14 protein-coding genes are annotated in these 13,544 nt (G+C 62.0%); 7 read left to right on the top strand and 7 right to left on the bottom strand.

The annotated features are described in order from the left end of the window. Window positions 1-41: 41 nt before the first annotated feature. From WBR57_RS09080 to WBR57_RS09070, 3 genes are all read right to left on the bottom strand, one after another. On the bottom strand, window positions 42-1,070 hold the full coding sequence (locus WBR57_RS09080) for a purine-nucleoside phosphorylase (protein WP_424083538.1): 1,029 nt from the start codon (window positions 1,068-1,070) through the stop codon (window positions 42-44). A gap of 14 nt (window positions 1,071-1,084) precedes the next feature. Then, window positions 1,085-2,047 (bottom strand): nucleoside-specific channel-forming protein Tsx, encoded by a 963-nt coding sequence (locus WBR57_RS09075; protein ID WP_424083537.1) that lies wholly within the window; start codon window positions 2,045-2,047, stop codon window positions 1,085-1,087. Window positions 2,048-2,202: 155 nt separating this feature from the next. Next, the gene (locus WBR57_RS09070; protein WP_424083536.1) at window positions 2,203-3,141 is read right to left on the bottom strand and encodes an AraC family transcriptional regulator; all 939 of its coding nucleotides are present in this window, start codon (window positions 3,139-3,141) and stop codon (window positions 2,203-2,205) included. Window positions 3,142-3,402: 261 nt separating this feature from the next. On the opposite strand from WBR57_RS09070, the gene WBR57_RS09065 reads away from it, so the two are divergent. Together WBR57_RS09065 and WBR57_RS09060 are read left to right on the top strand one after the other, a co-directional pair. Then, entirely contained in the window at window positions 3,403-4,662 is a 1,260-nt protein-coding gene (locus WBR57_RS09065) for an ABC transporter substrate-binding protein (protein ID WP_424083539.1), read from the top strand. Window positions 4,663-4,675: 13 nt separating this feature from the next. Further along, window positions 4,676-5,449, top strand: a complete 774-nt coding sequence (locus WBR57_RS09060) for an L-iditol 2-dehydrogenase (RefSeq protein ID WP_424083535.1) — start codon at window positions 4,676-4,678, stop codon at window positions 5,447-5,449. A gap of 50 nt (window positions 5,450-5,499) precedes the next feature. Here WBR57_RS09060 and WBR57_RS09055 read toward each other — a convergent pair whose 3' ends face one another. Then, a complete protein-coding gene (locus tag WBR57_RS09055) occupies window positions 5,500-6,192 on the bottom strand; it encodes an NUDIX hydrolase (RefSeq protein WP_424083534.1) in 693 nt (230 codons plus the stop codon). Between the two features lie 146 nt (window positions 6,193-6,338). Here WBR57_RS09055 and WBR57_RS09050 point away from each other — a divergent pair, with 146 nt between their 5' ends. Genes WBR57_RS09050 through nadE form a run of 3 tightly spaced genes read left to right on the top strand, consistent with a single transcriptional unit; the run spans window position 6,339 to window position 9,026 of the window. Further along, a complete protein-coding gene (locus WBR57_RS09050) occupies window positions 6,339-6,986 on the top strand; it encodes a nicotinamidase (protein WP_424083533.1) in 648 nt (215 codons plus the stop codon). 11 nt (window positions 6,987-6,997) lie between these two features. After that, entirely contained in the window at window positions 6,998-8,215 is a 1,218-nt protein-coding gene (pncB, locus tag WBR57_RS09045; RefSeq protein WP_424083532.1) for a nicotinate phosphoribosyltransferase, read from the top strand. Between the two features lies 1 nt (window position 8,216). Next, entirely contained in the window at window positions 8,217-9,026 is an 810-nt protein-coding gene (gene nadE / locus WBR57_RS09040; protein ID WP_424083531.1) for an ammonia-dependent NAD(+) synthetase, read from the top strand. On the opposite strand, the gene WBR57_RS09035 is transcribed toward nadE, so the two are convergent. Next, a complete protein-coding gene (locus WBR57_RS09035) occupies window positions 9,010-9,900 on the bottom strand; it encodes a LysR family transcriptional regulator (protein WP_424083530.1) in 891 nt (296 codons plus the stop codon). The two genes, nadE and WBR57_RS09035, sit on opposite strands and share 17 nt — an antisense overlap. A 117-nt stretch (window positions 9,901-10,017) precedes the next feature. Here WBR57_RS09035 and WBR57_RS09030 point away from each other — a divergent pair, with 117 nt between their 5' ends. Together WBR57_RS09030 and WBR57_RS09025 are read left to right on the top strand one after the other, a co-directional pair. Then, entirely contained in the window at window positions 10,018-11,133 is a 1,116-nt protein-coding gene (locus tag WBR57_RS09030) for an NADH:flavin oxidoreductase (RefSeq protein ID WP_424083529.1), read from the top strand. Further along, window positions 11,130-12,149, top strand: coding sequence for an MBL fold metallo-hydrolase (locus tag WBR57_RS09025; RefSeq protein WP_424083528.1), 1,020 nt, complete (start codon window positions 11,130-11,132; stop codon window positions 12,147-12,149). The genes WBR57_RS09030 and WBR57_RS09025 overlap by 4 nt, the downstream gene beginning before the upstream one ends. Before the next feature lie 6 nt (window positions 12,150-12,155). Here the strand turns inward: WBR57_RS09025 and WBR57_RS09020 are convergent, their stop codons facing one another. Beyond that, complete coding sequence (locus tag WBR57_RS09020) at window positions 12,156-13,187, bottom strand: ABC transporter substrate-binding protein (RefSeq protein ID WP_424083527.1); 1,032 nt, start codon at window positions 13,185-13,187, stop codon at window positions 12,156-12,158. Window positions 13,188-13,201: 14 nt separating this feature from the next. Continuing rightward, the coding region (locus tag WBR57_RS09015) for an NAD(P)/FAD-dependent oxidoreductase (RefSeq protein WP_424083526.1) at window positions 13,202-13,544 on the bottom strand (343 nt) is incomplete at its 5' end.

Genomic DNA, 13,544 nt, shown 5'->3' with positions numbered 1-13,544 from the left:
CCGCATTCGCGAGCAAGCCCGCTCCCGCATTTTGACTTTCACTAGGCTTCGGGAACGCCTTTTTCCCAGGCTGACCAGTTCTTCAGGATCGCCTGGACCAGCGGGTTACCCGTGCGGTACAGGTTTTCCAGCGCTGGCACGAAGCCGCCTTGGTCGGCGTATTTGAGCAAATTGTCGACTTCGCTGTAGCCGGGGTATGGCCGGTCGAAATCCGAACCTGCCCGCACCACGGCCAGGCGCTGGATATCCACCAGGCCCTCACGGCTGGCGCGCAGCAGGGCTTCATAGGTGGAATTGTCTTCCTGCTGGGTGGTGCAGTACTCGCCTTTGTTGTCCGTGAGCAGCTTGGTCCAGACTTCGGCGCGTTCGCTCAGACGCGTGCCGGAGAACCAGGTGTTGCCGGCCAGGGTGTCGCAGCGGGTGACTTGCGGCGGCTGGTTGGCCGGGGCGGCGGGGTAGTGTTTGCGCCAGGCGCTGGACGCCTTGCTTTCGGTCAGCTCGACGGTCTGCGACAGCGCAAACGCCTTGGCCTGCAATTTCGGGTTCAGCTCAAACACTTCGGTCTTGTAGTCCAGCGGCGGTTTTTCGTTGGGCCCCTTGGTGTTGATGCCGATATAGCCGGTTGGCCAGTCCTTGGGCGCATCCCGCGAATCGAGCTCCCACTGGGTGCCGAATTCCACCAGGTAGTGGGCCCAGGCCGCGGTGCCGATGGTGCCGTGCTTGGGGCTGATGCCGGCGATCCCGGCGATCAGGAAATAGCTCTGGCGCAAGTCGAACTTGGGCGACAAGGCCAGGGCAAGGGTGGACGCGGCGGCGTTGGTCTGGCCCATGCCGGTCACCAGCAGGCACACGTCCTGGGTGTTGCAGCGGATCACCGGGTATTCGGCGGACAGGCCCGGTACGCGCACTTGCTGCTTGAGTTCCAGGCGGTCGATCCAGGTTTGCGCCTCGGGGGCGAACATGGTGATCAGCATCACTTTGGGTTTGATCGGCGCGGGCGCAGCGGCCAGAACCACGTGGGGCAGCAGGGCCAGGCCGACGGCCAGCGAAACACGGGTAAACGTTTTCATCTCATACTCCTTGATCAGAATTGGTAGCCCACGCCGGCGTAGTAACCCCAGCCGTCGGAGCGGGCGCGGAAGTTGCCCTCGCCAAAGTTCAGCTCACTGCCATCTTCCCAGTTGCCGCCGTTGTGGAAGTAACGGCCGACCAGGGTGAAACGCAAGTGGGTAAACGAGTACAGCAGCACGTTGGTTGCCACCGTGGAGTTGGCGGTACGCGCCGGGTTGTCCTTGTGCAGATCCGAGCCGAAATCGTAGTTGGTGAAGCCGATATAGGTCAGCGACGCACCATTGTCGAAGCTGCTGATGGGCACGATGTACTTCATCTGCGCGCGGTAGCCGTCCCAGGAATACTCATTGCTCGCGCCGTAGTTCTCCCACTGGTAACGCCCGTAGAAGTTGGCTGACAGGTTGACCCGCGAGTGGGTGTCGATATCGGTGCCAAGGCCGCTGTACAACGTGTTGGCGCGGTTTTCTTTATTGCTGCCGTGGTCGTAGATCCAGTCAAACGCCACGTACCATTCCTTGAACGGGCCGATAGCCAGGCTGCGGCCTGCCAGGTAGTCGATGGAGATCCGCGGTTCATGCTCCATGAACACCGGCGAGCCGTGGTCCCACACGCCTTTGTCATTGCTGTTGCCGATGCCGAGGATCTTCGGCACGTCGATATAGCCGTACAACTCGAACGGCCCCTTGCGGCCGAAGTACTCGTATTCCAGGTAAATGTCGTCGGACGGCTTGGGCCCGAAGCTGATGTCTTTGCTGCCGATCAGCGTCAGGTCCTGGTTGAACCAGTCCGACAGGTACACGCCTTTTTTGCTTGAGCTGGCTTCGGGGCTCTTGGTTTCAGGGCTGAGGGTTTCGCCCTGTGCTGAGTCATCGGCGAGTTTTTCCTGCGCCAAAATGGGTGCACTGAGTACTCCCGTAACGGCCGCCAGTAGCAAGGAAACACCAAAGCAAGCTTGACGCCTTGAGGTGGGGTGCATTGAAAATCCCTATTCGTACGCGGTTTGGACCCGTTTCAGCGGGTGATGGCGAACCTGCCTGGCAAGTTCATTGCGCAAACGTTTGCACGCGGCGTACCAACTTTGCTCAATCGCTTGAACAACATGGAAAAAACCGGAATTAATCGACCTTTTGGTCAAAATTGACTGGGTGTCATTTTGTCGATGCGGTTGAACAGGTGCATCGCGGTTTCGCGCCGATATTCGCTCGGCGTCTGGTGCATCTCGATGCGAAAATGCCGGTTGAAGTTGGACAGGTTGGCGTAACCCACTTCAAAACAGATGGCGGCCACTGACATCTCGCTTTGCAGCAACAGCCGGCACGCGCGCTGCACACGGAACTTGCGCGTCAGGTCAATAAAGCCGTGGCCGGTGTTGCGTTTGAAGAAACGCGAGAAGCCCGGCTCGCTCATCTCCAACTGCTGCGCGATCACCGACAGGCGTACGTCGCCGCTCAGCTCGGTGATCAAGTAATCGAAGGCCTTGTTGATGCGTTCGGCGCTGCGCGCGTCCAGGGTCGGCGCGTAGCATGGGCTGGCCAGGGCCTTGACCTGCGACGGCGGGGCGGTTTTCAGGATGTCGAGCAGTTGCAGGAACAGGATCAGCCGTTGCAGGCCGTGGGCGTCGCCGATGGCTTCCATCAGGCGCGCGGCCTGCAGCGCCGTGTCGCCGGTGAACTCCAGGCCGCGTCGGGCCAGCTCGAACAGCTGCTGCAAGTCGCCGAGTTCCGGCAGGGTGTTGCGCAGCGCGAGCAGCGCGGCGCCGTCGAATTGCAGCACCACATCGCGGCCGGTCAGGTATTCACCCGGGGCCAGGTCGCCGATCCAGTCGTGGGGCAGGTCGGGGCCGATCAACGCGACGTGGCCGGCACTGAACGCGCCGATGTAGTCGCCGGCCACCAGCTTGCCGCTGCCCTGGCGGATCAGGTGGATTTCGAATTCGGGGTGGTGGTTCCAGCGCGCCAGGTCATAGGGGTAGTCATGTTCGAACCAGCGAAAGCAGTGGTCCGGCTCGGGCAGGATCACTTCCAGCTCGGCGGGGCGGTGTTCGAACAGTTTGGCGCTGCTGATGGGCATGAGCATGCCTCTTGTACTTGGGGAATCGCTCCAAAATACGCGGGTTGGCAGCCCCCGCGCTAGCCCCGGTTTTGTCTGGCACTGATACTTTTTTGATGCTGGGGCGGCGGTTAAAAAAGTATCAGCCAAGCATTCGCCACGGGTTTGTGAGGGTCTGGCCAAGCTGCTGTAATCGACGCTCAACAACAAAAACAACAGGTGGAAACCGCCATGCTCAAGCTCCCCCAAGCGTTGTTCGTGCTGTCCGGCCTGGCCCTGGCCATGCCCGGCTACGCCGCCGACACCGTCACCATCGCCACCGTCAATAACAGCGACATGATCCGCATGCAGCGCCTGTCCAAGGTATTCGAGCAGCAGCACCCGGACATCAAGCTGAACTGGGTGGTGCTCGAAGAAAACGTGCTGCGCCAGCGCCTGACCACCGACATCGCCACCCAGGGCGGGCAGTTCGACGTGCTCACCATCGGCACCTACGAAACCCCGTTGTGGGGCGCCAAGCACTGGCTCGAACCGCTGACCGAACTGCCCGCCGATTACGACGCCGAGGATATCTTCCCCTCGGTGCGCCAGGGCCTGTCAGTCAACAACACCCTGTACGCCTTGCCGTTCTACGGCGAAAGCACCGTGACCTACTACCGCACCGACTTGTTCAAACAGGCCGGCTTGAGCATGCCCACGCACCCGACCTGGACTCAACTCGGCAAGTTCGCCGCCACACTCACCGACAAGGACAAAGGCCAGTACGGCATGTGCCTGCGCGGCAAGGCCGGCTGGGGCGAGAACATCGCGCTGCTGAGCACCATGGCCAACGCCTTTGGCGCACGCTGGTTCGACGAGCAGTGGAAGCCTGAACTGACCAGCCCCGAGTGGACGGCGGCGGCCAACTTCTACGTCAACACCCTGAAAAACTATGGCCCGCCGGGTGTGTCCAGTAACGGTTTCAACGAAACCCTGGCGCTGTTCAACAGCGGTAAATGCGCAATCTGGGTCGATGCCAGCGTCGCCGGCTCGTTCACCACGGACACCCGCCAGAGCAAAGTCGCCGACAGCGTGGGCTTTGCCGCTGCGCCGACGGAGGTTACCGACAAAGGCTCATCCTGGCTGTACGCCTGGTCCCTGGCGATCCCGGCCACCTCCACGCACAAGGACGCCGCCAAAGCCTTTATCGCCTGGGCCACGTCCAAGGACTACATCCAGTTGGTCGCCGATAAAGAAGGCATCACCAACGTACCGCCGGGCACCCGCCAATCCACCTACAGCGAGGCTTACCTGAAGGCCGCGCCGTTTGCCCAGGTGACCCTGGAAATGATGAAGCACGCCGACCCCGCGCACCCGTCGGCCAAACCGGTGCCGTATGTGGGCATCCAGTACGTGACCATCCCCGAGTTCCAGGCCATCGGCACCGCCGTCGGCAAGCTGTTCTCGGCGGCGCTCACCGGTGGCATGACGGTTGAGCAGGCCTTGCTTGCAGCGCAGTCCACTACCGAGCGCGAGATGAAACGCGCCGGTTACCCCAAATAAACAGGACCTCTCCATGAAACGACTTGAAGGTAAAAGCGCGCTGATCACCGGGTCGGCGCGCGGCATCGGCCGCGCCTTTGCCCAGGCCTACATTGCGCAAGGCGCTACCGTCGCCATCGCCGACATCAACCTGCAACGGGCCGAGGCCACGGCCGCTGAACTGGGCCCACAGGCCTACGCGGTGGCGATGGATGTGACCGACCAGGCCTCCATCGACAGCGCGATTGCCGCTGTGGTCGCCCATGCGGGCAAGCTGGATATCCTGATCAACAATGCGGCGCTGTTCGACCTGGCGCCCATCGTCGATATCAGCCGCGACAGCTTTGAGCGGCTGTTCTCGATCAACGTCGCCGGCACGCTGTTCACCCTGCAGGCGGCGGCGCGGCAGATGATCAGCCAGGGCCATGGCGGCAAAATCATCAACATGGCCAGCCAGGCCGGGCGACGCGGCGAGCCCTTGGTGGCGGTCTACTGCGCGACCAAGGCGGCGGTGATCAGCCTCACACAGTCGGCGGGGTTGGGCTTGATCAAGCAGGGCATCAACGTCAATGCCATCGCGCCGGGGGTGGTGGATGGCGAGCATTGGGATGGGGTGGACGCGCTGTTCGCCAAGCACGAAGGCCTGGCGCCCGGCGAGAAGAAGAAACGGGTAGGGGCCGAGGTGCCGTTCGGGCGCATGGGCACGGCAGAGGATTTGACCGGGATGGCGGTGTTTCTTGCTTCCAAAGACGCCGACTACGTGGTGGCACAGACCTACAACGTGGATGGCGGCAACTGGATGAACTGAAGCCGGACACCGATTGAAAACGTGGCTCTTCATGGGGCGTGAGGGCGTGGCTACTCGGCAAAGCTGCGATCAAAAAAATACACCGCCCCAGGCTTCAGGTTCTCCACTGTCGCCTGGGGCCGGCCGCCTTCGCCGTGCTTTTTGCGCCCGGTCTCACGCAAATACCCCGCCTCAGTCAGCTTCAGCAACCGCTGGCGAATGCTGGTCTTGAGCACGGGCCGCTCCAGCACCAGGGAGAAAATCGTGGTCGCTTCCGGCGCGCTGAATTCATTGCCCAGCAACAGCAACGGCAAGTTGCTGTATAGCGACTTGGAGAACAAGCGTTCCTGCACGGCCGCCACGATCGCATTGTGATCGAACGGCAGCTTGATACTGCCGTCCGCCACCGCCTTGAGTGCAAACCAGCCCTGATGCTCGCCCAGCGCCACCTCATCCGCCACGATCGCCAGGTAATACGTGGACGATGACCAGCAGCGCGGATCACGAAACGCGTCGCCTACCGTACCGACTTGCTCGCTCCAGGCGAGCGGCAGGCCGACCTTGCTGCTGGCGCGCAGGCGCTCCACGGCATCCTTGAGGCTCAGATCTTGCACGCCGCCATTCACCACCACACCCGGCAACGCCCAATGCCCGGCGAACGGCTCAGCGTCGCGTTGGTTCAGCAGCAGCTGGATTTCACCAGTGGCGCGGCAGTAGTGCAGGGCGCACAGGTCGACGGTGTGCAGGTAAGGGCTAAGTGGCATGTGACGTCCTTCTAAACAGCGGTGGGGCACAGTCTAACGGATCGAACAGATATGTCATGTACTGGCTCGAGCATAGATAACTAAATGTTTCTTGCAATGAAAGTACATGACGTGTACTTTTGTTTCCAGGCCACAGGAGAACTGCCATGACCCTCGCAAGAACTGCCATCGCTTCATTCGATGTCGATGCCCAGAAGAGCTTCACGCCGCTGTGCCCCAACGAATTGCCTGTGGCCGGCGGTGACCTGATCGGCGCTGAGCTCAACTACATGGCCAGCCTCGCCGGCCACCGCGTCGGCAGCAAGGACGCGCACACCCCGCACGCGCCCTGGGTGGTCACGCAGCACAGCGAGATGCTGCAACCCACCGGCCTGGCCCACGCCGATGTCACCTGGGTCAGCCACTGCGTGCCGGGCACCGAGGGTTTTACCCTGCTCGACGAATTGCCCACGCCCTATGACTACGACTACTTCATCTGGAAAGGCGTCGAACCCGACCTGCACCCTTACGGCGCCTGCTACCACGACCTGCACGACAAACTGTCCACCGGCGTGATCGAGTACCTCAAGGCCCAGGGCGTCAGCCGGGTGATCGTCGGCGGCCTGGCCCTGGACTACTGCGTCAAGACCACCGCCTTGCAATTGCTCAAGGCCGGTCTGGAGATGGTGCTGCACCTGCCGGCGTGCCGCGGGATCAGCGCGGAGGGCGGCGTACAGGCGGTCAATGAGTTGCTCGAGGCCGGTGCTGCAATCAGCAGTACCCGCGAAGAACTGGCCGCGATGGCCACGCGTTAAGGAGAGACACCATGGAAAGTGCATACGACTACGAAGCCCCGGTGATCCAGGGTTTGCTCGACACCGACTACTACACCTTCACCATGATGCAGGCGGTATTGCACCAGTACCCGAACGTCGAGGTGGAATACAACTTCATTGTCCGTTCCAAGGAAAAACTCGGTCACCTGATCCCGCAATTACGCGCCGAGCTTGAACAAATGGCCGGCCTGCAGATGCGTGAAGGCGAGCTGCGTTTTCTGTTCAACCCGCGCTTTCGCGAATACCTGACCCCGGACTACGAGCGCTTCCTCGGCCTGTTCCGCTTCAACCTGCGCTATATCCACGTCAGCGAAGTCGACGGCCAACTGAACATCCGCGTGGTCGGCCCGATGCTGCACTGCATCATGTTCGAGCAGCCGGTGCTGGCGCTGGTCAGCGAACTGCGCAACCGCGACAAATACCCCGACGTGAGCCTGGAAGACGTCACCCGCAAGCTCTACCAGAAGTTCGAATGGCTGGAGAAAAACCTCAGCCGCGACGAACTGGCCGACCTGCGGGTCTCGGATTTTTCCACCCGCCGGCGCCTGTCGTTTAAGGCCCAGCGCGAAGTGGTCGACATCATGCGTCGCGACTTCCCCGGCCAGTTTGTCGGCACCAGCAACGCGCACCTGGCCTATGAGTTCGACTTGCCGCTGATCGGCACCATGGCCCACCAATGGCTGATGGTGCACCAGCAACTCGGGCGCCTGCGCGAAAGCCAGAACGCCGCGCTGGAAAACTGGGTGCGTGAATACCGGGGGCGCCTGGGGATCGCCCTGACCGACTGCATCAGCACCGACTTCTTCCTCAAGGATTTCGATCTGTACTTCGCCAAGCTCTACGACGGCCTGCGCCAGGACTCCGGCGACCCGATCGCCTGGGCCGACAAAGTGCTGGCCCGCTACAAGCAACTGGGCATCGACCCGATGACCAAGGACCTGATGTTCTCCGACGGCCTGAACTTCGAAAAATGCCTGCCGATCCTGCGGCACGTGCGTGGCAAGGCCAAGTTCGGCTTCGGCATGGGCACTAGCCTTGCGTGCGATGTAGACGGTGTGGAACCGCTGAGCATCGTGATGAAACTGGTGCGGGTACACGGCGAGCCGGTGGTGAAGTTTTCCGATGACCCCGTCAAGAATGTCTGCGAAGACCCGTCGTTTTTGCAGTACGCGGCACAAGTGTTCAACGTCGGCAACGTGGAGGTGTGACATGCAAGCACGTATCGCGCAGGAACTGAATATCGACCGGCAACTGGTCGAGGGCGGCGAGGGCAGGGAAGTCCAGCGGCGCATCGACTTTATCAAGAGCACGCTGCGCCAGTCCGGCTGCAAGGCCCTGGTGCTGGGCATCAGCGGCGGTGTCGACTCCCTCACCGCCGGCCGCCTGTGCCAGTTGGCGGTGGAGCAACTGCGCAGCGAGGACTACGCGGCGCGTTTTATCGCCATGCGCTTGCCGTACAAGGCCCAGGCCGATGAAGTTGACGCGCAGGCTGCCCTCGATTTCATCACCCCCGACCATATCGACACCCTGAACATCGCGGCCAGTGTCGACGGCCTGATGGCCAGCCTGACCGCGACCGAAGCCAGCGCCGAACACGTCGACTTCATCAAGGGCAACGTCAAGGCGCGCACGCGGATGATCGCCCAGTACGCGGTGGCCAACCTGCACCACGGCCTGGTGGTCGGCACTGACCATGGCGCTGAAGCGCTGATGGGGTTTTTCACCAAATTCGGCGACGGCGCCTGTGACCTGGCACCGCTTTCGGGCCTGACCAAAACCCAAGTGCGTTTGCTGGCCGGCTATCTTGGCGCGCCGGCAAACCTGGTGCACAAACGGCCGACTGCCGACCTGGAAGAACTGGCGCCGGGCAAGGCCGATGAGCAGGCCTATGGCTGCACCTACGAGGAGATCGACGCGTACCTGATGGGCGAGCCGGTGAGTGAGCGGGTGAGGGCGATTGTCGAGGCGGCGTACCGCAAGACTGCGCACAAGCGGGCACTGCCTATCGCGCCAGATTGAACTCGGCCAACTCAGCTTCAAGCGCGTCGAGAAATACTTTCACCCGTCGCGGTACATAGCGCCGCGTCGGGGTGATGGCCCACACGGCCAGTTGCTCCATGGCGGCATCCTGCAAATGCACCTGAACCAACGAGCCGTCGTTCAATTGCCTGGACACGTCCAGATACGTCAGCATTGCCAGCCCCAGCCCCCTGAGCGCGGCGGCCCGCACTGCATCAACGCTGGTGGTCTGCAGTCGCCCACTCACGCTTTTGCGGTACAGCTTGCCGGCGCTTACCAGTGGCCAGCGCGGGATGGCATCCAGCAGCAGGCAGTCATGCGCTTCCAGATCGGCGGCAACCAGCGGGCTGCCGCGCCGTTTCAAATAGTCAGGCGCGGCGCAGATCACCCGCGGGTTAGTGGCGATTTTGCGCGCCACCAGTTCCGAATCCACCAAGGGCGCAATGCGCAGTGCCAGGTCAAAACCTTGGGCGACGATGTCGACCACACGGTCACTGAGGTTCAGGTCCACGCGCAGTTCCGGGTGTTGCTCAAGCAAGCGTGGCAAAACCGCCATGACGATGGAGTGGCCGAACAGGCTGGGGGCGGTCACGCGCAGTACGCCGGTGACCTTGCCCGAGGTCTGACTGAACTCCCCAAGGGCGCTTTCTTCGGCTTCAGTCATGGTGTGCGCATAGGGCAGCAGCGCTTCGCCCTCTGCGGTCAGGGAAACCGAGCGCGTAGTGCGATGAAACAGGCGCACGCCCAGTTCTTCCTCCAGCGCCGCCACACGCCGCGAGACTTGCATTGGGGCGACATCCAACTGCCGAGCGGCTGCCGACAAGCCGCCAGTCGCGTGGATGGCGAGGAAAATGCGCAGGTCGGAAGTCAGCATTTTTATATCCGGTTTGGTTATGGCGCCTTCACCACGCAGGTAGTTGATCCGCGTAATGGCCTGGTTAAGCTTCGACTCACTGAGTCTTTAGCCGAACATGCTCAAGGTAGCCAACCAATGAATCACGCCAGCAAAGATATTTTATCAAAATGTGTTATTAAAAACGTGCAGCTGCATAACCGTATGGCGGTCGCCCCCATGACACGCGTCAGTGCCAGTGAAGACGGCGTCCCCACCGAAGCCATGCATCGCTACTACCTGCGGTTTGCCAAAGGCGGCTTTGGTCTGGTCATCACTGAAGGGATTTACACCGACCGGGCGTTTTCCCAGGGTTATCGCTTTCAGCCAGGCCTTGTCGATCAGGATCAAGCGCTGGCGTGGGCCGACATTACGCGAGCGCTGCAACAGGAGGGGGCCAAGGTGTTTGCGCAGTTGATGCACGCAGGCGCCCTCAGCCAAGGCAATCGGTTTCGCGAGCACAGCGTCGCGCCCTCGGCGGTGGTGCCGGCCGGTGAGCAGATGAGTTTTTACTACGGTCAAGGCAGCTACCCGCAGCCTGTTGAAATCAGCCAAGCGCAAATTGATGAAGTGATTCAGGGGTTCGTCCAGTCGGCTGCACGCGCAGTGCACCTGGGTGGTTTTGATGGGATTGAAATTCACGGCGCCAATGGTTATTTGCTTGACCAGTTCCTGACGGCCCACACCAACCTGCGCACCGATGCCTGGGGCGGCAGCCTGCAAGCCCGCCTTGGCCTGCTGGTGGCTATCGTGACGGCCGTGAAGACCGAGGTCGGTAACCAGGTGCCGGTCGGCATTCGGATTTCCCAGGGCAAAGTGAATGACTTCGCTCACAAATGGGCAGGCGGCGAACAGGACGCTCAAACCATATTCAGTACCCTGGCCAAGGCGGGCGCGGACTTTATCCACGTCACCGAATACGAAGCGTGGCGGCCCGCTTTCGCCGACGGGCAGGATTCCCTGGTGGCTCTGGCACGGCTCTATGCGCCCGGCGTGCCGATCATCGCCAATGGCGGCCTGCACGATCTGGAGCGTGCCAATGACGCACTGCGCGACGGCGCCGACCTGGTCGCCCAAGGCAAAGGCGCCTTGAGTAACCCGGACCTGCCGTGGGTGTACGAATTCGGCGCTGAGCCGAAGCCATTCGACGGGACGATTCTGGGTCCGATTGCCAACATCAAGGACAGCGAGCTGGCCTTGGGTGAGACCCTATGAACGTCTGGCTCAAGCGTGCATGCCTGGTGGCCGCCGCTGCCGTGGCTGCACCCGCGTTTGCCGGGCACGCACCGGATCAAACCCTGCCCAACGTGGTGTATGAAACCGGCAACCTGCCGGCGACCTGGTTAAGCGGCAGCGCCACCTGCTCGGCGGCGGTCGAAGATTTCCAGGTGCATGCCTACAACGATAATTTCTATATCTTGCGCGAGTCGGGCTGCGTCAATGCGGAAAAACCGTTCCTGTACCTGCTGTTCGGCCAGGAGCGCGCCATTCTGTTCGACACTGGCGCCGGTGACGATACGGACGCGGCTACCGGCCGGGTTCCTGATGTCGCAGGGGCGGTCGACAAGGTCATCCAGCAATGGCTGGCGAAGAACAATCGGCGCTCGTTGCCCTTGGTGGTCACCCACCTGCATTCGCATTCGGATCACACCTGGGGTGATGCCCAGTTCATCAAACGAGCAGATACGACCTTCGTCAAACCGGCGGATGTCGGGGTGCTGAAAAGCTTCTTCGGCATCGGTCAATGGCCTGAGCAGCTGGGCTCCTTCGACCTGGGCGGGCGTGTGCTCGACATCATCCCGATACCCGGCCATGACGCCACCAGCATTGCCGTGTATGACCGCCAGACCGCCGTGCTGCTAACGGGCGACTCGGTCTACCCTGGCCGGATCTACGTCAACGAGCCCGACCCGCAGGTGACACAGGCCAGCCTGCAACGCCTGGTCGACTTCACCCGCACCCGCCTGGTCGCCCATGTACTGGGCTCGCACATTGAGCAGCGAGGGCCCTACGCCGATAACCCCAAAGGACAGAACTACGCGCCGCAGGAGGTTGGCCTGGCGCTTGGCCGTGCGCATTTGCTTGAAATGCTTGAAGCAAGCAAGCTGCGCAGCGGGCAGGGCGACCAGAGCCGGATCACCCAGAAGGCGTACCGCGACTTCACGATCTGTGGGGTTTACCCCGCGTGTGCGCCGGTGAATGTGCCGACCCAGGAAACGGCTAAGCCGTGAGTTTCACTATCGTTCGATCGACCGACTCCACCGCGCATTCCACTCCGGCCGCGCCTGGTTGACCTGGTCCCAGTCAATCGAGATCGCCGTCTGCAAGTAACCTTGCATCGCTTCAACGCGCGCACGGGTTTTGTCGGTGGTCGGGGTGGTCGGGTTCGACGGAATCTGATCACCTTCTTCCAGCGCCGGCGCCTGGGCTTCGGCGGTCAGCAAAAAGGCTGCGAGTTTCTGCGCCAGTTCCGGCTGGTCGTTACGCGCGATCACGCATTCGGCCACGTTCAGCACCACTGCGCCTTCCTTGGGTTGCGCATATTCCATCGGCACGCCGAGCAGTTTCTGGGTCGCGACCTGGGTCGGGGTGAGCGGGAAGATCGCGGCTTCGTCGGTCTGCACCATCTCGGAAATCTTTGCCGAGCTGGCGATGTATTCCAGCACATTCGGGCCGACGGTTTTTGGCCAGGCCTTGAAGCCTGGGTCCACGTTGGTCTCGTCGCCACCCTGCAGGCGGTTGAACATCAGGAAACCGTGCAGGCCGAAGGTCGACGAGGCGAGCGATTGGAACACCACTTTGTCCTTGAAGCGCGGGTCGGCGAGGTCCATCCACGAAGTCGGCGCAGCCCAGCCTTTTTCCTTGAACATCTTGGCGTTGTAGCCCAGGCCGGTGACGCCCAGGGTCACGGCCACCGCTTCGTCCTTGATTCTGGCCTTGGCGGGGATCTGTTCCAGGGTCGGGCTCGGCGCCAGTTTGTCGCACAGGCCCATGGAGATGGCGCGGTACATGATGCCGTCATCGAGGAACATCACGTGCATCTGCGGGTTGTCTTTGTTGGCCTGGACCTTGGCGAGAATATCCGACGAGGTGCCGGGCACGATCACCACTTTGACGTTATTGGCTTTCTCGAACGCGGGCAGCACCTTGTCGGCGTACACCCGTTCCATGGTGCCGCCGTTCATGCCCAGGTACAGCGTCGGCGCGGCATGGGCGTTGGCGGCGAGCAGGGCGAGGGTCAGGCAGGACAGCGCGATACGTGGGCTCATGGGTGTTTTTCCTCTCAGGCTTGGAAACGACGGATGGAAAACGCTTCGATGGGTTGCCGGCTGGCCCCTTCGCAGACAATCTCTGCCAGGGCTTCGCCGACGGCCGGGCCCAGCTGGAACCCGGCGCCGGCAAAGCCGAAACCGTGGAGCAAGCCAGGCCTGGTACTGCTGGGGCCGATCACCGGTTCATGATCGGGTAAGTAACCTTCGGTGCCGCTCCAGGTACGGATCGCCTGGGCACCTTTGAGAAACGGGTACAGCTCGGCGGCATTGCGCAGAATCTCCAGCACCGCCGCCTGGCCTGGCCGCGCTTGCAGCGGGCCAAGGGCAAAGCCGCGACCGCCGCCGAGGATGCAG

This window comes from Pseudomonas sp. (genome assembly GCF_049590575.1).
Classification (GTDB): Bacteria; Pseudomonadota; Gammaproteobacteria; order Pseudomonadales; family Pseudomonadaceae; genus Aquipseudomonas.
This window is presented reverse-complemented; position numbering and strand designations above follow the sequence as displayed.